Annotated in this window: 14 protein-coding genes; 10 read left to right on the forward strand and 4 right to left on the reverse strand. The window is 36.7% G+C overall.

Going from position 1 to position 20420, the window contains the following annotated elements; genetic code table 11:
- From NH286_RS08730 to NH286_RS08750, 5 genes are all read left to right on the forward strand, one after another.
- Nucleotides 1–180 (forward strand): hypothetical protein (locus tag NH286_RS08730; RefSeq protein ID WP_265238334.1); only part of this gene is annotated, 180 nt, incomplete at its 5' end.
- Nucleotides 181–435: 255 nt separating this feature from the next.
- Nucleotides 436–696 carry an SdpI family protein gene (locus NH286_RS08735; protein WP_321160852.1) on the forward strand — a complete coding sequence of 87 codons (261 nt, stop codon included), beginning with the start codon at nt 436–438 and terminating at the stop codon, nt 694–696.
- Nucleotides 697–884: 188 nt separating this feature from the next.
- Complete coding sequence (locus NH286_RS08740) at nt 885–3557, forward strand: cation-translocating P-type ATPase (RefSeq protein ID WP_265238338.1); 2673 nt, start codon at nt 885–887, stop codon at nt 3555–3557.
- Nucleotides 3558–3700: 143 nt separating this feature from the next.
- Nucleotides 3701–5815, forward strand: coding sequence for a GH92 family glycosyl hydrolase (locus tag NH286_RS08745; protein WP_265238340.1), 2115 nt, complete (start codon nt 3701–3703; stop codon nt 5813–5815).
- Nucleotides 5805–9089, forward strand: coding sequence for a glycoside hydrolase family 2 TIM barrel-domain containing protein (locus NH286_RS08750; protein WP_265238343.1), 3285 nt, complete (start codon nt 5805–5807; stop codon nt 9087–9089). The genes NH286_RS08745 and NH286_RS08750 overlap by 11 nt, the downstream gene beginning before the upstream one ends.
- 50 nt (nt 9090–9139) lie before the next feature.
- On the opposite strand, the gene NH286_RS08755 is transcribed toward NH286_RS08750, so the two are convergent.
- Both NH286_RS08755 and NH286_RS08760 read right to left on the reverse strand, forming a co-directional pair.
- On the reverse strand, nt 9140–9700 hold the full coding sequence (locus tag NH286_RS08755; protein WP_265238345.1) for a chromate transporter: 561 nt from the start codon (nt 9698–9700) through the stop codon (nt 9140–9142).
- The gene (locus NH286_RS08760; protein ID WP_265238347.1) at nt 9693–10229 is read right to left on the reverse strand and encodes a chromate transporter; all 537 of its coding nucleotides are present in this window, start codon (nt 10227–10229) and stop codon (nt 9693–9695) included. Before NH286_RS08760 ends, NH286_RS08755 begins: the two co-directional genes overlap by 8 nt.
- 502 nt (nt 10230–10731) lie before the next feature.
- On the opposite strand from NH286_RS08760, the gene NH286_RS08765 reads away from it, so the two are divergent.
- Both NH286_RS08765 and NH286_RS08770 read left to right on the forward strand, forming a co-directional pair.
- Nucleotides 10732–11568, forward strand: coding sequence for a hypothetical protein (locus NH286_RS08765; RefSeq protein ID WP_265238349.1), 837 nt, complete (start codon nt 10732–10734; stop codon nt 11566–11568).
- 104 nt (nt 11569–11672) lie between these two features.
- Complete coding sequence (locus NH286_RS08770) at nt 11673–12332, forward strand: HAD family hydrolase (RefSeq protein WP_265238351.1); 660 nt, start codon at nt 11673–11675, stop codon at nt 12330–12332.
- Between the two features lie 46 nt (nt 12333–12378).
- Here NH286_RS08770 and larA read toward each other — a convergent pair whose 3' ends face one another.
- Both larA and NH286_RS08780 read right to left on the reverse strand, forming a co-directional pair.
- On the reverse strand, nt 12379–13656 hold the full coding sequence (larA, locus tag NH286_RS08775) for a nickel-dependent lactate racemase (protein ID WP_265238353.1): 1278 nt from the start codon (nt 13654–13656) through the stop codon (nt 12379–12381).
- Between the two features lie 438 nt (nt 13657–14094).
- Nucleotides 14095–15438 carry an MATE family efflux transporter gene (locus NH286_RS08780; RefSeq protein ID WP_106461107.1) on the reverse strand — a complete coding sequence of 448 codons (1344 nt, stop codon included), beginning with the start codon at nt 15436–15438 and terminating at the stop codon, nt 14095–14097.
- Between the two features lie 92 nt (nt 15439–15530).
- On the opposite strand from NH286_RS08780, the gene NH286_RS08785 reads away from it, so the two are divergent.
- The 3 genes from NH286_RS08785 to NH286_RS08795 all read left to right on the forward strand — a co-directional run bounded on the left by NH286_RS08785 (nt 15531) and on the right by NH286_RS08795 (nt 19806).
- On the forward strand, nt 15531–16130 hold the full coding sequence (locus NH286_RS08785) for a sugar O-acetyltransferase (protein WP_265238355.1): 600 nt from the start codon (nt 15531–15533) through the stop codon (nt 16128–16130).
- A 347-nt stretch (nt 16131–16477) separates the two neighbouring features.
- Nucleotides 16478–18028, forward strand: a complete 1551-nt coding sequence (locus NH286_RS08790) for an MFS transporter (protein ID WP_265238357.1) — start codon at nt 16478–16480, stop codon at nt 18026–18028.
- 227 nt (nt 18029–18255) lie between these two features.
- Nucleotides 18256–19806, forward strand: a complete 1551-nt coding sequence (locus tag NH286_RS08795) for an MFS transporter (RefSeq protein ID WP_265238358.1) — start codon at nt 18256–18258, stop codon at nt 19804–19806.
- The last annotated feature ends 614 nt before the right edge of the window (nt 19807–20420 follow it).

A 20420-nucleotide genomic window follows, 5' to 3' on the forward strand; every position in this document is an offset into this window, starting at 1 on the left:
TTTCTTGCTAATTTATTTAAACTTATTTCGCCTTCTTCGTATTCTTTTATTACTTTTTTCTTTAATTCTAAACTATATTTTTTCATTGCAGCCTCTTTTCTAGCTACAACTTTTGGGGAGTCCTACAAACATGCGGAACGTTCCCTTGGCTCTCCCCCTTTGGCGAAGTCATCAGCTTGATGACAATAATTTATTATGAGATGACATTACGAAGAAAAATACTTTATAATAATATTATCTTGGATAATAAAACCCAAATAAGTAGTATACTAATAAAAGAAGATCTTAGGGATTTGCTCCCTAAGCTAATTTAATTTATCAAGGATAAAAAGGAGTGATTTTTTGGGTCCAGTTATTGTTGGCGATTTGATGTTGCTAATTTTTTCAATTTATATTGGTATATTTTTTATATTTTTCCATAGCAAGTTTCCTGATATGACTGTGGGTTTTCATGTGTGGGAAGCATGTTATTCTAAGGAGACATGGCGATTTGGTAATAAGTTTGCTGGGATTTTGGCTATTTGCCTCGGTGGGATTTTGTATGGAATCATAATTCCTATTTTAATTTATTTAGAAATCGATAGAAATATTCTTTCTATAATTCTAATAATCTCACTTATCTTTTACTTTTTGCTTTTATTTGCTCTTAGCAAATTTATTTTAAGAAAAAAGTTTAATCTTAAGGATAATGATTGATTTTTACTTGCTTTTAATATATAATGTTAGTAGCAAAAGGGAGTAGCCCAATTATTTAATCGTCAAGACACGGATTATCCCGGTTAAATAAACCCTTGTGGTGGCAAGACGGAGCTGGTAGATTTGAATTTCAAATTGCCACAAGCTCCGCTTTTTTTATACCTTTGCAATAATATTTAGGAGGAATTATGGACTACAAAGGCAGTATTAATGAAGTAGTTAAAAAACACGGCACTGATCCCAAACGTGGCTTAACTTCATCTGAAGCTTCTGCTAGACTTGAAAAGTACGGCCCAAATATGATTGAGTCGTCTAATAAAAAGTCTATTTGGAAGAAAATTTTTGAACAAATCGCTGATCCTATGGTTTTATTACTTATAGCAGCAGCTATTGTTTCAGCTTTCACAGGTGATGCCATCGAGTGTGCGATTATCATTGCAATCGTTGTAATCAACGCAATAATGTCAATTATCCAAGAGGGTAAGGCTGAGGATTCTGTGGCAGCCCTACAAAAGATGAGTTCGCCTGAGGCAACTGTTATTCGTGATGGCAAAAGAGGCCATGTTAAGGCTGAGGACCTTGTCCCTGGCGATATAGTTGTCCTCGAAACAGGTGATATCATCCCTGCTGATATGAGACTTATTGAGACATCTAACCTTAAGATAGATGAATCTTCTCTAACAGGCGAATCAGTAGCGGTTGAAAAGGATGCATCTTTTACAACTAATGAAGATGTAGGTATTGGTGATAGGGAAAACTACGCCCACTCATCATCTATTGTTACTTATGGACACGGTATGGGCCTTATTACAGGAACAGGATCAAATACAGAAATCGGTAAGATTGCAACAAGTCTGGATGAGGTTGAAGATAAGGATACCCCTCTTCAAAACCAACTCAAAAAACTTTCAAAGGTTCTTGCTATCCTTGTAATCGTGGTATGTATAGCTGTATTTGCTGTAGGCTACCTAAGAGGCGGAGCAGATTTACTTGAAAACTTCATGATAGCAGTATCTCTTGCAGTTGCTGCAATTCCAGAAGGTTTGACAGCAGTTGTTACTATAGTTTTATCAATCGGCATGAACAGGATGGCAGAAAGAAAGGCCATTGTTAAAAACCTACTTTCAGTAGAAACTCTCGGCTCAACCACAGTTATCTGTTCTGATAAAACTGGTACCCTTACCCAAAACGAAATGACCATCACCAAAATCTATACCAATGACAAAGAATACGAGGTAGAAGGTTCTGGTTATAAGCCAGAAGGTGACATCAGAGATGAAAACAAAAAAGTCGTAGAAAGTGATGACCAAATCAAGCTTCTAATGACCATCGCATCTTTATGTAATGATGCCAACCTAATTCGTGATGGCGAAGAATACAAGATTACAGGTGATCCAACCGAAGGTGCAATGCTTACCTTTGCCGAAAAATGGAACATCAACCAAGAAGATCTAAACGAAAAACACCCTAGAATCCAAGAAATACCTTTTGATTCTACTAGAAAAATGATGACAACTTTCCACGAACTTGACGGCAAATACTATGCCATGACCAAGGGTGCTCCAGATATCATCATGAAAAATTCTTCAAAAATCCTAATTGATGGTAATTTAATCGAATTTTCTGATGAAAAGAGAAAAGAGCTTGCTGATGAAAATAACAACCTAGCTAGCCAAGCCCTAAGGGTAATGGCCTATGCCTTCAAACCTCTAGAAAGTCTTGATACAGACCTAACAACAGAAAATATCGAACATGATATGGTATTTGTTGGTCTAACAGGTATGATTGACCCACCAAGACCAGAAGCAAGAGCAGCAGTCGCAGAATGTCACGCATCAGGAATTGATGTAATTATGATTACAGGCGATTACTTCGAAACAGCCCTTGCTATAGCCAAGGACCTAGGTATAGCGGATTCCCGTGACCAAGCCATGCAAGGTTCTGAACTAAACGATAAGACAGATGCTGAAATCAGAGAGATAGTTAAGACAAAGAGAATCTTTGCAAGAGTATCTCCAGAAAATAAAACTCAGCTTGTAAAAGCCCTACAAGAAAATGACGAGATAGTAGCCATGACTGGAGACGGAGTAAACGATGCTCCAGCCATAAAGAATGCCGATATTGGTATATCAATGGGTATAACAGGAACAGACGTAGCCAAGGATGCTTCAGATATGATCCTAGTTGATGATAACTTCGCAACAATTGTAAATGCAGTAGAAGAAGGAAGAGTAATCTTCGCAAACATCAAAAAGTTTGTATCCTTCCTCTTATCATGTAATATTGCCGAAGTCCTAATAGTGTTTATATCAATACTTCTAGGCCTTCCAAGCCCACTTACCCCTATCCAACTTCTATGGCTAAACCTAGTCACAGATGCCTTCCCAGCCCTAGCCCTAGGTGTTGAACCAGCAGAGCCAGGTCTTATGGAAGAACCACCAAGAGATCCAAGACAATCAATAATCTCAGGTGATGTAAAAACCAACCTAATCCTACAATCAATTTATATTACAATAGCAGTTCTAGCTGCTTATATAGTAGGACTAAAATGGATCTTCCCAGATTCTATAGAAGGTGCCCACACAATGGTATTTGCAACCCTAATCACATCAGAGTTATTAAGGGCCTTCTCAGTAAGAAGTACCAAATACACCCTCAAAGAATTAGGTTTTACAACAAACCCTAACCTAATTAAGGCAGTACTTTTATCATTCTCACTACTATTAGTAGTAATGTATGTACCAGTCCTAACAGAACTCTTTGAGATAGTATCCTTCACATGGGAATGGATTCCAGTTCTAATCCTATCCCTAATCCCATTAGTTTTAGGTGAAATAGGAAAAATCGTAAGAAAAAAATAAGATAAATTTTTATACCAGTCAGGCTTGAGCCAGGCTGGTATTTTTATTTCTAAAATTGATTTTTTCTTTACAAGGAAACCTTTTCTTGTTAGAATTATTATAAACATCTAAGGAATTGACATAAATATTTGAAAGGCAGATTCATGAAAATTATCGATGAAATTTTAAAAGACATAAGATATACGGATACCAGAATAGGAAGCGCGTCAACAAGGGAATTTTCAAATGGCAATACCCTCCCCCTTTGTGGAATCCCCCATGGGAATAATTATTTGACCCTAATGACTAGGGATGATCCCAGCTTTTTCTTTCATCCTGAAGATGAAAACTTGATTGCCCTTCGCCTAACTCACCAGCCAAGCCCATGGATGGGTGATTTTTCGCATTTTCAAATCTCTCCTATATTTGATAATGGGGAAAATATTTATGACAAAGACAAGTCCATCTTTAGGCCAAATTTTCTAGAAATTTCTTACAAAAATGGTTCAAGGCTTAGAGCATCTATGGATACTTCTTCCGGGATAATTAATTTTGATAGGGTTTCTTCATTTAAAATCTTTGCAGATGGCCTTACACTCGATAAGTCTTCAAATTTTATAGATGGCTATGTCATAAACTATGCAGGTTGTGAAGATGAAAATTTAAAAATGTATATAAAGATTGGACTCGATTTAGATTTTGATTTAAAAAAAGAAGGAGATGTCTACTATGTAAAGCCAAGTAGAGATAGGTTTTCAATAATTTTTGCAACTTCCTTTATTTCAGCAGGCCAAGCTCATATAAATTATAAGAGATCTCCAAAAGACCTTGAAAAATTCCTAAAAAAATCAAAAATGGCCCGGGACAAGTATTTTGATAAATTTAGCCTAGTCCACGAAGGTTATAAGGATGGATTCTTAAAATTTACCCCTTACAGAAAAATAGACCAGGTGAAATTTTTCTACCACGCAGTTTACAGGGCCTTTCTCTTTCCAATGAAATTTTATGAAAAAGACGAAAAATTAAATCCAATCTATTATGACACCAAGTCAAAATCTGTAAAGGCCGGCAAATTTTATACAAATATCGGTTTTTGGGATGGGCAAAAGACCCTCTTCCCCCTCCTAAGTCTAGTTGCCATAGATGATTTGGAGGAAATCCTTGAAGGAATTTTAAATTTCTATAGGGATACAGGATTTTTGCCAAAGTGGCTATCACCAGATGAAAGAGGCCTCATGCCAGGGACTTTAGTTGATAATGTGATTGCAGATTGCCTAACAAAGGGCATAGGAAGTCATATGAAAGAAGATTTCCTAAAGGCCATGATTGATACTGCAGAAAAAGAATCAGATGATGACAGATACGGTCGTTATAAGGCCAAAACCTACAGAAAATATGGATATGTTCCTGCAAGCTTTCATGAATCTGTAAACCAGAGCCTTGATAATTCTCTTGCAGATTATTCTATAGGAAGGGTAGCTGAACTTTGCGGAAAAATCGACCTAGCAGATAAGTATTACAAATATTCTAGAAATTGGGAAAGGCTCTTTGATCCTGAGAGTAAATTTTTAAGGGCCAAGGATGAAGATGGAAATTTCCTAAAAGACTTTGACCCCCTTGCCTGGGGCTCCCCTTATACAGAAGGCTCTGCCTACCAAAATTCCTACAACACCTACCATGATTTTCCAAGGCTCATAGAGCTTTTTGGCTCAAAAAAGGCTTTTGAAAAAAGACTAGATGAAATAGCAAATGCTGATTCGACCTACCATGTAGGCTCTTACGGCTATGACATCCACGAGATGGTTGAAATGCATGATGCCCACCTAGGCCAAATCGCCATCTCCAACCAACCATCCTTCCACTTGCCTTATCTTTATAATCTCATCGGAAAGTATCATAAGACAGAGCTTATAGTCAAGACCCTAATGAGGGATTATTTTTCCTATAGCTTTGATGGCTTCCCAGGAGATGAGGACAATGGGTCAATGGCAGCCTGGTATATCCTATCCGCCATGGGTATCTATCCTCTTTGTCCAGGATCTGGGACTTATCAAATAGGTCTAGGATTTTTTGATAAGATGAAGGTCAAACTCTCTAATGGAAATATTTTAGAAATTGAAACTAAGGAAAATTATCCCCACAAAAACTTCCTAGAAAGATGTGAAATAGACGGAAAACTGGTGAAATCCAAAGAAATAAGCCACCAAGACTTAATAAAAGCAAAGAAGATTAGCTTTAAACTAAATCTCTTACCAAGCGAGGAAGCTTATGAAAACTAAACACTTTACAGAAAAAATCGACACAAGTAGGAGGCTTTACAAATTAAATAAAAATTGGCGCCATGCCCTAGGAGAAGCTCCTGGCTTTTACAAGCCTTACTTTGATGATTCAAGCTGGGAGATCGTAGATATCCCCCACGACTATTCGATTAATAGGAATTATTCAAGGGCAGGTGAAGCCCAATCCGCCTACAAATTAGCTGGCATCGGCCTTTATAGGAAGTCATTTTATATAGGGAATAAAAAACAAGTCCTAATCGCCTTTGATGGTATCTATTGCGACTGTGACATTTACCTAAATGGGAAATTTCTTGCCAGCCACCATCACGGCTATGCACCCTTTATGATTGACCTTACTGATTTTCTCTATTACGATAGGGAAAATATCTTGGCCATAAGGGTTGTTAATCCAATCCCTACCAGTCGCTGGTATTCAGGTTCTGGTATCTTTAGAGATGTGGACCTAATCCTTACAGATGACATTTACTTTAAAGAAATAAAAATAAATGACATTGGTCTTGAGGAAAATAAGGCTGATGTCACTTTAAAAATCAAGGCCAATCTAGAAAATAAAAGCAAAAACCAAGAAAAAATAAGGATAAGCCACAAACTTATTTACGATAATAAGGTCATCAAAACTTATGAGTCAGAGGATTTTACAATAAATCCTACAGACGATTTGAATATAGAAAGCAAGATCAAAATAAAATACCCAAAACTTTGGCAACCAGACTCCCCAACTCTTTATAAAATTCAATCGACCATAGAAAAAAATGGACAAGTCCTAGATAGGGTTACAAACGACTATGGCTTTAGGTATTTATCAGCTTCTAGTCAAAGTGGCCTTAAATTAAATGGCAAAGCTATCAAGCTTAAAGCAGTCTGTCTCCACCACGACCAGGGGGCCTTGGGAGCAGCTGACCACTACAGGGCAATTTTAAGGCAGGTCCTCATAATGAAGGATATGGGAGCAAATGCCATAAGAGTCACCCACAATCCTGCCTCATCAAAGCTAATCGATATAGCCAACAAATACGGCATCCTCCTAATCGAAGAAATCTTTGATGGCTGGATAATGGATAAAAACAACGACTACAATGATTATTCGAGGTTTTTTGATAAAAAAATAGGCACAAGCCATCTTTTAAATTCTAAAGAAGAAATGACCTGGGCTGAATATGACCTAAAGGAAACTCTAAGGAGAGACTACAATTCACCAGCCATAATCGCATATTCTCTGGGCAATGAACTCATGTGCGGGACCAACCAAAGCAAGAGAAAAGAATATCCAAAAATAGCCAAAAATCTTCTTGACCGGGCAAGAGAGATTGACCAGAAAAGATTTATAACAATTGGGGACAACTCCCTAAGAGATGGCTATGACCCAATACTAGTTGAAATCGAAGAAGAAATCACAAAGAGCAAGGGGCTTGTGGGCCTGAATTATTGTTATGACAAAAAATACGACCAAATCCACAAGGACTACCCTAATTGGATCCTTTGGCAATCGGAATCAGCCTCATCCATCAACTCCAGGGCCAGCTACGATAGGCTGGGAGGAGATTTTAGGAAAGATTTTATGCTAACATCCTTTGATGATTCCAAGGTCGCCTGGGGAAATCTCGCATCAGAGGCTCGGTATGATGTCATAAATCGTGATTTCATAATGGGAGAGGCTGTTTGGACAGGCTTTGACTACCTAGGGGAACCCACTCCGTATAATGCTATAGCAAGAGGATATCCTTATGGGGAAAAAGCCCCAAGGTCTTCATTCTTTGGCATAGTCGATACAGCAGGCTTTGCCAAAGATTCATATTATTTTTATAGGGCCCAGTGGAATGATAAGGATACAACCACCCACCTTCTGCCTTCTTGGAATGACAAAGAACTTGGATCTCTTGCAGAAAATGTACCTCTTACTGTCTATACCAACGCCTGGGCTGTAGAGCTAATCTTTACAGACTCCAAAGGCAAGAGAAAATCTCTCGGCAAAAAATATATGGAGGAAGTAAAAACTCCTGCAGGTTTTACCTACAAAAAACTAAAAGGAGAAAGTGGTCACAAGGCCCTCTACATGACTTGGTACCTACCTTATGAAAAGGGAAAAATCGAGGCAATCTCCTATGACAAGTGCGGAAATATAATAGAAAATACAGTGGGCAGGTCAAAAATATGGACACCAGGATATGAAACTTTCATAAATCTAGAATCCTTTTATCCTTATTTAAAAGACGGCAATGAAAAAATAAATTATATAGCAATCGACCTTGTCGATAAAAATAGCCAAATAAAAACAGATGCAAGGGATGAAATATTTGTAGAAATCTCTAAAAACGCAAGAATTCTCGCCCTAGACTCAGGTCTAGCAACAGACCATGAGCCCTTTAAAACAAAGCACAAAAAAGCCTACGGAGGAAGGCTCCTTGCCATAATAGAAGCAATAGATGCAGGCCCTATTACATTCAAAGCTTACGGGGCAAATTTACAAGAAGCTCAAATAGAAATAGAATCAAGAGGAGAATTTAAAAAAGGCCAAAGCGTAGAATATGACAAGTACCTTATGACATTTGACAAGGAGACTTATCCAGAAAAATTCACTCAAGGATCGAAGACTTGGGACCTCATCGAAACAAACACAAACGATGGTTTTGCAACTTACAAGAGTATAGATCAAGATATTCCAATTAATCTTTATATTAAGAATCTAAAAAAAGGTGCAAAGCTTATGACCTATGAGATGGGAATTTTTGAAGGAGAAGAACCAATTCTTCCCAAATCTCTACCTCTAATAGATGAAGAGGGGAAAATTATCTACCATGGTAAGGATATAGAATATGATAATTTTGATGAAGATGATTTTATAAAAAATGACTCCTGCCTAATTAAATCAAGTCTTGACCTTTGTGGAAAAACCTATCATGGAAAGGTAAAAATCAACAAGCTAGTAGAAAAATACAGACTAGATGCCTATATAGAAGACTTTGCCCTAAGGCAAGCAAAAAACGAAAGCGAAGCCTTCTTCGCCTTTGACACCCAACAGGTCTTTGGACAAATAGAAATAATTTCAACTGATTCCTTAGAAGATATAAGCTTTCTAATTGGAGAAAGCGAGGATGAAGATAGTTTTAAAGTCATCGTTCCAGAAAAAATTATAAAAGAAGCAGGCAAAACCACCTATGATTTTGGAATCTTTTCCGCAACCTTCATAAAAATAAAGGGAAGATTAAAAAATATCGATAAAATCCTCCTAAGGTCACTAAGGATAAAATTATAAAAAATCTCCATGACCAGGGATCCCTTGGTCATGGAGATTTTAAAAATTATTTAAAGGGCAAAGATTACCCCGCACAAGGCTCCAGCTCCTATGATCCATAGGGGGTGGAGTTTTTTAAATTTAAACATGATTCCTAAAAATATAGCAAAAAGGGCTATTGGTAGGGGCCTAATAAGGTCTGTTATATTTCCGCTTTGCCTAAATAAGTCTAGGTCAAATAGGGTTATGACAAGGACTGATGCCATAGCACCAAGTATTAGGCCAGCTGTAGCTGGTCTTAGGGTAGAAAAGGAATCTGCCACTAGCTTTGAATTTTTGAATTTACTCATCATCCTTGCAATTATTAAAATTATAATGATAGGTCCTGCAATTAAGGAAAGGGTTGCTAAAATTCCACCAAGAGGACCGTAGGCCTTGTTGCCGGCATAGGTTGCCATATTTATACCGATGGCCCCTGGTGTAGATTCTGAAACTGCAATCATATCCAAAAGCTCTTCGCTTGTAAAATATCCGTACTTCTCTCCCATGTCTTGAAGGAAGGGAATTGTCGCCATTCCCCCACCTACTGCAAAAAGTCCTGTCTTAAAAAATTCCCACATTAATCTAAGCATTTTTCACCCTCCCAAGTCCTATACCAAGTCCAGCTACGATTACTACAATAAGAATTGGCGATAAGTCAAAGACTCCAATAGCCAAAAAGGTAAGGATAAAGATTAAAAATTTCATACTTGTATTGGCGTTTTTCTTCACCATATTTATTACTGAATACAAAACAAGGGCAGACACAGCTATGCGGATGCCGGAAAAAGCATGCTGGATCCAGACAATATGGGAAAAATTCTTAAGAAAACCTGCTATAAGTGTAATTATAATGACAGATGGGCTAATAAAACCAAGACTTGCCATAAGGCCTCCAAGGTCGCCTGCCATCTTGTAACCACAAAAAGTGGATGTGTTTATAGCAATAATCCCAGGTGTCGACTGGCCGATGGCATAATAATCAAGGATTTCCTCGCTAGTGGCCCGTGATTTCTTATCAACCAATTCCTTTTCAAGCAAGGGCAGCATAGCATAGCCCCCACCAAAGGTAAAAAGGCCAATTTTAAAAAAAGTTATATATAAGTCTAAAAGTATGTTCATTATAATCCTCTCTTTAAAATTAATAGTTAAGCAATATAGTATTCCTATCTCCTAAAAAAGGAGGTGAAAATCATGGAGATACTAGTATTCTTTTTGGAAAATTTATTTTTTCCCTTGTTAGTCTCCCTTATCTATAAATATATTGAAAATTATTTAGATGATAAGAAAGAAAACAAGTAAAAGACAAGGCAGTAGGTACGAACTACTGCCTTTTTTGTCTTTAATTCTCATGGAGAATTCTAGTATTCTTATTCCTTGATTTAATCAAGGAGCTTTTTTGGTGGATAAAGAGGTCGCTTCTCTTAAGAAGATTATATAACATTTCCAATACTTTTCAAGTTAAATCATTTATATAAATATTTATTTTGTAATATTTAACCCCTAAATGTAGGGTATTTATTAGCATTTGTAAACTATTTGTAAATATTTTGTAATTCTTTTGTTGACATTTCCATAAATATGGTATAGAATATAAACTATCGTTAAGAAATTAGGAGATAATATGAAGAATTTTAAATACATAATAGCAGGAGCAATATTTTTTGCAAGCCTGACAAAACCAGCCTTTGCTGCAGAAGATGTAACAGCTACAAAGGCAGAAACAGTAGTTTATTATGACCAAACTAGCCTTGACATAGAAGAAATTAAAGAATCTAGCGAAAAAGGCCAAGAAAACTTAGAACAAACCATCATCAAACCTACCCTTTATAAGGAAGCAAACGAAGTTGATGTAAAGGAAGAAAAGAAAGAAGAAAATCACCCTGATAGGATAGAAATCACTGGCACAAGCAAGAATGCAACAGGTAATGAAGATGAACCAGGCAGAGTTGCTTGGAGAGGCTACAGACAAGGTATTATTTCAAATTTTGATATACGTACAAAAAACCCTGACCATATTGACGGAGCCTACATCGATCGTTTCCTAGAAAAGAGAGGTCACTACTCAGCTCTTAAGGGCTATGGTGATACAATCATGAAATATTCTCAAAAATACGGCATCAACGTTGGAATATTCATGGGACAAATTGCTAAGGAAACAACTTTCGGCAAAAATCCTGCAGGCGGAAAATACAATTTCGGCTCTATCCGCTATTACAAGGGCGGCTATGGTTCTGAATATGGCTATGCTTACGCAGGCAGATCTAAGTGGATTAATCCACCAACAGTTGAAGCAGGAGTTGAAGTCCTTTTTAAACTAATGCGTGAAGGCTATGCAAACAAGGGTTACACATCTTATAAGTCCTTTATCAATAGATATTCACCAGCCTTTGAAAATAACCACAGATCATTTGAACAATTAGCTGTCGGCACAATGAATGCCCTAGCTATCCCATATTAAAAATTGCAGTCTAAGCGAAAGTTAAGGCTGTTTTTAATTGCCTTTATTATAAAAATCCTATAATATATATAAGAAGCAAATTACAAAACATAGAAAGGATACTAATGAAAAAACTAATATTTGACGTAGATGGAACAATACTTGATTCAATGCACATATGGATCGAGCCACAAAATAAACTTTTTTCCAAATATGGCTTTAGGCTCGAGGATTTATCAAAAGAAGAAAAAGGCAAAATCGAAGCCCTATCCTTTGAGGCTATGTGCGTCTATATAGCCGATGAAATAGCCAAAGATATGACAGCCCAAGAAGTCATGGACCACTTTGATGACGTAATTACAGATGGTTATAAAAATACCCTTATGCCAAAAAAAGGAGCAAAAGAAATTCTCAAAAAACTTAAGGATGCTGGATTTTCAATGTCAGTAGCATCTTCTACTCCCTATCCTTACTTAGAAATGGCCCTAAAAAGGCTAGAAATCTTTGATTATTTCGACTTTTTTGCCACACCTGACCTCTTGGATATGAAAAAATCAGACCCAGACTATTGGCACTATATAATCAAAAAACACGGAGCACAGGCGTCAGACTGCATCCTTTTTGACGATGCCCTCTATGCTATAAAGGCTGCAGGCAAGGAAGGAATAAGGACAGTAGGCCTTAAGGACTTCCCATGGAATGAAAATGAATGGGAAGACATAAAAAAAGAAGCCGACCTAGTAATGGATACAATAGTAGAAATAAATATAGAAAATCTAAAATAAGTAACAAAGACCGACTATTTTTAGCCGGTCTTTTGCATATCTCATTTTATTTCTTTTTATTAACAATTACAGATACCCCATCTGGCACGAAGGCTATACGGGCATCTTCTCCCTTGATTTCCTTAGCTCTTGCTAGGGCTTTGTCAAGATTTTCTGCATATTCCATATGCATATCTTCAATTAAAGATTTGTTTGATGGGTCAGTTACAAATATTACCTTGTGGCGAACTAGAATTCTTGCAAGGATTTGGATTTCCCATTGGTCTGCTATGGTTTCTTCCATTGGGATTTGTAGGACCCTGTCTTCTACTTCCTTAGGGCTTTTGGCATCTCTAAAGGTTTCATAGAAGCTTTGACCACCATGGCCGTCATTACATCTTGAAATCTCTATGATAACCCCATCATCAGCTGCAGCTGCTTCTGCTGCTGTCATTGATTTGACTGATTGGTAGACATTTTGATCAAGTGGATAACCACCATTTGTTGTAATGGCAATATCTGCATTTACTCCTTCAACAGTAGAAAGTTTCCTTACAAATTCACAACCTGTAGCGTGGGCTGTGACCTTATCTCCTGCAAAGGCATTTATTATCTTCTTATCAGCATCTATTACAACATTTAATATAAAGGCAAGACCTGCTTTATTGGCTGCATATTCCATGTCCTTGTGGATTGGATTTTCCTTAAGGATTCCTGTTCTTGAATAATCACTTGCTATAAATTTAGAGCAATGGTTGGCAAATACAGTCTTTTGGCTTGCAACACCAGGCAAAATTGATTTTCTTCCTCCAGAGAAACCTGCAAAGAAATGTGGCTCGATAAAGCCTTCTGAAATAAGCAAATCACAATCAACAGCGACTTTATTAATAAGTAATTTCCCACCAGATGGAAGGATGCCAAGGTCAACCATGTCCTCATCTTTTGAAGAGATATGGTTTACGATTTTTTCATTTTCAACAATTTCCTCGCCAAATTTAGAAATCATCTCTTCCCTAGTAGTTGGCCTATGGAATCCTGTCGCTATAAGGATTGTAATATCAGCATCTGGATTTCCCTTTCTAATTTCTTCCAAAAGAATTGGAAGGGTAATAGCTGATGGAACTGGCCTTGTGTGGTCAGATGTTATAAGGGTAATTTTATTCTTGCCCTTGGCTAAATCTCTTAGCTTTTCTGAATCGATTGGATTTTCTAGGGCATCCCTTACCAAGTCCTCTTGGCTTTTGGCAGCCTTATATGTATGAGCAGCGCTTTCAAGGACAAAAACCTTATTATCTACTTCTTTTTCTATAAATTCTTTGCCATAAGGCAATCTAATACTTCTCACTTAGTCCTCCTTGTAATTATGTATACTATTATAATATTACAAAAAAACAATTCTGCAAACCTTTTCTTCTACGAAGAAAGCTTATTTTTATAAAATTCAAACATATTCTTTTCTTTAAAATTCATTCTTTAATAATATAATATTAGCATCTCCTAAAAAAGAGGTGATAATCATGGAGATAGCACTATTCTTATTGGAAAATTTATTTTTTCCCTTGTTAGTAGCGATCATTTTCAAATATATTGAAAAATATATAGAAAACAAAACTAATAACAAGTAGAAAAAAGGCAGTAGCTGGGAACTACTGCCTTTTTTATTTGTTGATTCTCATGGAGAATCGCACTATTCTCTTTATTCCTTGAGCATGTCAAGGGCTTTATAAGAGGTCGCTCTCTTACCATAATTATATTATTAGTTATTATTTTTGCAAGTCTTATCTCACTTATACAAATATTTCTTAAGCTTCCTATAAATAAGGCTTGTCGCCAAAAGGCCCTTAACAATAGAGGTGGCACTCATAGCAATCCACACTCCGTAGACCCCTACCAGAGGCATAAGAACAATCGCTATAGGGACCCTAAAGATATTTGAAAGGACCCCAAGAGCCGCCGGAGTCTTGGTATCACTCATTCCATTAAAACATCCTGCCAGGCCAATTTCTACAGACATGAAGACTTGGGAAAGACCTAGAATAAATAAATAAGCAGCACCAAGCTTAATTGCCTCCCCATCTCCAGGTGTAAAAATACTGAAAAGTTTAAACCTAAAAATAATTAGGACAAGGCTTGCTACAAGGCCGATAAAGGCCACAAGTTTGAAGGATTCCTTTATAGAATCTCTTACTCTCTCCTTATTTTTTGCTCCATAGTTTTGTGCCACAAGGGCCTGGATCCCAACCTGGATACCCTCGGTTGTATTCCATGAAATAGACTCAAGCTGAGCTCCGATTGAAGCAACAGCAACAGGTTTTGGTCCAAAAGATGACATAAACCTATTAAGAACCATAGAAATAGTCGCATGGAAGGCTGAAAGTGTAGCCGCAGGAAGACCTAGTTTAAAAATCTCAAGCTGCCAATTTTCCCTATAATCAATCTCCTTAAGGGCTGACTTGATTATCCCATCCTTAGAAAAGACAACAATTAAATAAATAGCAACCACCACAAACTGGCTAAAAACCGTGGCAATTGCAGCACCCTTAGCCCCAAGTCCAGGAATTGGGCCAAAGCCAAAGATAAGAACAGGGTCAAGGATAATATTAATCACAAGACCAACAGCATTAATCACAAAAGGAGTAAAGGAATCCCCCAAGGATGTGAAAGACTGAGTAAGCATAGGTCCGATGAAAAATAAAATCATACCAAGAGCCACAACAAAAAAATAATCCTTAGCACAAGCCTCAGCTACATCTCCCAGCTTATAAAACTCAATAAAAACATTCTTTACAAGCAAGCAAAAAGTTGTAAAAACAAGACCCATAATAAGAGCCTGGATAAAGCCATTATTAATAATCCTAATCGTCTCATCTTCCCTATCAGACCCATAGGCCTGGGAAGCATAAACTCCCATCCCTACCTTAGGAATAAGGACAATAGAATTTCCAATCCAAAAAATAAAGCCTGCAATCCCAACACCTGCCACAGCATCAGTACCAAGCCTAGCAATCCAAATCGTATCTACAAAACCATAGGCAATCTGAATAAAGGCAGTAAGGGCAAGCGGCAAGGACAGGCGAAGGAGGGTAGGCCTAATCTCCCCTGTCAATAAATTTACTTTCCTATTCATAAGTCAACCTTTCTATATATCTAATCTAATTTTATTATCATACTAATAAAAAAGGCAATTGTCATATTTTTTCTAAGATGTATATTGTAGATATGACAAATAGAAAAAAAATGCAAGCAGGCGACCTTTATAAGGTAGATGAAGATCTCCAAATATCCCTATCAGCCTGTTGGGAAAAATTATTAAAATTCAATAAGTCAAAATCCTACCAAGAAATGCAGGCCAATCTTAAAGATATCCTAGGAAAAATCGGTGAAGGCTCGCAAATCCTCCCACCCTTCAGGTGCAATTATGGAAATCACATCGAAATAGGCCAAAACTCCTTCATAAACTTCGGAGTAGCCATGATAGATGTAGGCAAAATAATAATAGGAAATCACGTCCTAATAGGACCAAACACCGGCATCTACACAGCCATCCATCCCATAGATCCAGAAATTAGGGCTAAGGGTATCCAAAAGGCAAAACCAATAATAATAGAAGATAAGGCCTGGATAGGAGGATCTGTAACACTCCTTCCTGGAGTTAAAATAGGTTATGGAGCAATAGTAGGAGCAGGGTCAGTAGTCACAAAAGATGTACCAGCCATGACCATAGTCGGTGGTAATCCCGCTAAGATAATCAGAGAGATAAACGAAGAAGATGAGATATATTGGAAGGACCAGTACGAAAAATATCTTGAAGAGCTTTAATCTAATAATTCTTTTAAAGAAAGTATAATAAATTCATCATAAATCAAAGGGTAAGCAAGCTAGCTTACTCTTTTTTTGCACGCTTTTAAGTCTTTGCTTGTAAATCGCAATCTCTTTCTAAAATTAAACCTTGATGAATATAAATTATCGATTTCCTAAATATAATTTTCTTTTTTTACTTAAATTTTAACTTTTGTTATTTTTCTAGGAAAAGGCTTGACAAGGCTTAAAATAGGTAATATACTATAAGTATCGTAAGCGGTTACATCGCTAGAATTATAGGCCTTAAGCCCATTGATACATAATAATTTTACGCAAAACCGCTAATATTTCTTTAGGAGAAAAAAATGACAGACAAGAAAGTAATTGTAGACGGTCATGAGACCTCGGCCTATCACCAGGCGAAGTTGTGGGAAATTGCCCTGTTTTCACTAAATAACAGTGCATCAAACCTATATCTTTTCGCTTATGGTTTTTTAGGCTTTTATGCAACAGGTATTGCTGGTTTAACAACAGTGCTCATAGCAAGCGTTTTAGGACTAGCTAGGTTATTTGATGGTCTTATAGACCCTGCCATTGGTGTAGCTATTGATAATATCAATACCAAGTGGGGACGTTATAGACCTATCATGCTCTTATCTAACTTAGGATTGATTTTATCTTTTATCTTCCTATTTAATATCCACAACCTACCTATACCAACCATGCTGGCCCTATTCATTGGTTTGATTTTCCACAAAATCGTATATTCATTCCAACAAACAGTAACCAAGGCTGCTCAAGCATCCCTTACAAATGATCCAGCTCAAAGACCACTATTTTCAGTCTTTGACTCAATCTTTACCATTATAGCCTTCACAGGCGGCCAAATATTTGTAACAAGAGTACTTTTTGCTCAAATCGGCGAATACAATATGGAATTTTTCAAGAGATTCCTACCGCTGATTATAATTTCATCACTTATTTTCACAATCTTAGCTATGATAGGAATAAGAAGAAAAGATAATACAAAATACTTTGGTATAGGTGAGGAATCAACAGAGCATAACTCACTTAAGGAATATTTCTCAATTCTCAAGGGCAATAAACCACTAAAAATCCTTGCCCTATGCGGAGCCTTAGTTAAGTTTTCTTTAAGCTTAGTATCTGACCAAAACTTCCTTGCTATATTCTTTGGTATCCTACTTGGTAACTACATGCTAGCAGGCGATGTATCAGTTTGGTCAATAGCTCCACAGCTATTATTTGTATTCCTATTTACAAGATTAGCTCAAAAGAAGGACTTAAAGACATCATATAAGTTTTCAGCAACCATAGCTACAGTCGCTTTAGCAATTGTCCTTGGTCTTTTATTTGTAACACCTGATACAACAACACTTTCAAATATGTCTTTTGTATCAATAGTATTCATAGCCCTATGGATTCTGGCTAAAATAGCTGGTGGCTATCCATCATCCATAGTCCTTACAATGAGTGCTGATATAACCGATTACGTAACAGCTAAAACAGGTAAGTTCGCTCCAGGTCTAATAGGAACAATCTTCTCCCTAACAGACTCAATATCATCATCCTTAGCTCCAGTAGTTATAGGATGGGTTGTAGCTTTAATGGGCTTTAAAGATGCCTATCCACAACCAGGAGATGCCCTAACACCAGCAATCTATAAGGGTGGACTAATACTTATAGGAATATCCTTCCTTACCCTACTAGTGACAATGATCTTAATCAGATTCTATCCACTAGATAGAAAAGAAATGGAACTTATAGCAGAAGATATAGCTGTAAGAAAAGAAATCAAAAAAGAAGGTCTTACAGAAGAAGAACGTAATGACATCAAAGTAGAAGTAGTAGAAGACGGTATAAAAACAGAATTTAATGAAAATGATTTAAATCTATAAAGATTATTAGAGGAGCTTTGGGCTCCTCTTTTTTATACCTATAAATTTTCTAAAATTCTTAACAAGTCAATATAAAATTCTACCCTCTTAAAAAAACTTGGGAAAAGGCTTGACAAGGATTTCAAAAGATAATATACTATAATGGTAGTAAGCGGTTACATTATTGAAATTATAATATAAACCTATTATACATATTACAAACCGCAAATATATATTAAGGAGAAAAAATGGACGAGAAAAAATTATACGTCGACGGTCATGAAACCGAAACCTACCACACAGCCAAGATGTGGGAAATTGCTCTATTTTCATTAAACAACAGTGCATCAAACTTCTACCTCTTTGCCTTTGGTTTCTTAGGTTTTTACGCAACAGGTGTTGCAGGAATGACAACAGTACTCATAGCAAGTGTGCTTGGTCTTGCCAGATTATTTGATGGACTTATAGACCCAGCTATCGGTACAGCAATCGATAATATCAACACAAGATGGGGACGTTACAGACCTATCATGCTCTTATCAAACATCGGCCTAATCCTATCATTTGTATTCTTATTTAACATACATAGGATGCCAATTCCAACAGTAGTAGCCCTATTTATAGGCTTAATCTTCCACAAGATTGTCTACTCTTTCCAACAAACAGTAACAAAGGCTGCTCAAGCATCTCTTACAAACGATCCAGCCCAAAGACCACTATTCTCAGTCTTTGACTCAATCTTTAACCTAGTAGTATTTACAGGTGGCCAATTATTTGTAACTAGATACCTATTTGCTCAAATTGGCGAATATAACATGGAATTCTACGGCAGATTCCTACCACTACTATGTGCTGTATCATTTGGTTTTACAGTACTTGCTATGTTTGGTATCAGAAGAAAAGATAATGTAAAATACTTCGGTCTTGGTGAAGAATCTGTAGAAAAACAATCATTCAAAGAATACTTCTCTGTACTTAAAGGCAACAAGCCACTAGCAGTCCTTGCCTTCTGTGGAGCAATGATTAAATTTGCAGCAACCATGGTAGGAGATCAAAACTTCCTAGCAATATTCTTTGGTATCCTACTTGGTAACTACATGCTAGCAGGTGATGTATCAGCTTGGATAGTAGTGCCACAACTACTATTTGTATTTGGACTAACAAGACTAGCTCAAAAGAAGGACCTCAAAACCTCCTACAAAACTGCAGTATCAATTGCTACAATCGGTCTTGCAGCAGTAATTGGACTTTTATTTGTAACACCAGATACAACAGTCCTATCTAGCCTCCAAGGCATGTCACTAATATTCATAGCCCTATGGATAATAGCAACAGTAGCACTAAAATACCCAACATCCATAGTCCTAACCATGTCAGCAGACATCACAGACTATGTAACAGCTAAGACAGGCAAATTTGCCCCAGGTCTAATAGGAACAATCTTCTCCCTAACAGACTCAATAGCCTCATCCCTAGCTCCAGTCGTAATAGGCTGGGTAGTAGCAGGCATAGGCTACACAGATGGCTACCCACAACCAGGCGATGCCCTAACACCAGCAATCTACAAGGGCGGCCTAATAATCATGGGCATAATACTTGCAACCTTAGTAGTAACTATGATAGCTATCAGATTCTATCCATTAGATAGAAAAGAAATGGAACTTATAGCAGAAGACATAGCTGTAAGAAAAGAAATCAAAAAAGAAGGTCTTACAGAAGAAGAACGTAATCAAATAAAGATCGAAGTAGAAGAATCCGGAGTAAAAACCGAATTTAAAGAAGACGATTTAATAAAATAAGAATTCAAAAAAAGGAAAGTCATGTGGCTTTCCTTTTTTTTGAATTAAGCAACCTATTAAAAAATAGAGATTTTGTAAAATTTTGTGTATAGAAACCTCCTGATTAGGTTAAAGAAAAACAAATCAGGAGGAATTTATATGCCAAGAAAAAGACCAGAAACAAGAAGAAGCAGAATAGCTAAAATGTTAATTAAAGAATAATAGAATGCTTCAATAGGCAACTAAGAAAAGTAACTAAAAACAAGACCACATTTCCAAATGACTATGCACTAAAAAAATCTTGTATCTAGCAATGGTAGATGCATCAAGCAAATGGACAAGGAGAATACATGGATGGGATTAAATTTTATCCCAATTATAAATATTTTTTAAAGGGAGATTTTAATCAATCACAAAATTGATCATGAAATCAGCTGCAAATTTTCATGAAAATTTTACAATTTATTAAAATGTGTTCAATTAAAAGAAGGGTGATGTTGCAGAATAGTGAACTGACCCCCAAAAGTTAGACTAAAAAACTAACTAAAGGAGGTCAGTTTTTAAATGGCAAAATATAGTACAGAATTTAAAATGAAAGTAGTAAAGGAATATTTAGAATCAAGTATCTCATATAA

The organism is Anaerococcus sp. NML200574, from assembly GCF_026131665.1.
Taxonomy (GTDB): Bacteria; Bacillota; Clostridia; order Tissierellales; family Peptoniphilaceae; genus Anaerococcus; species Anaerococcus kampingae.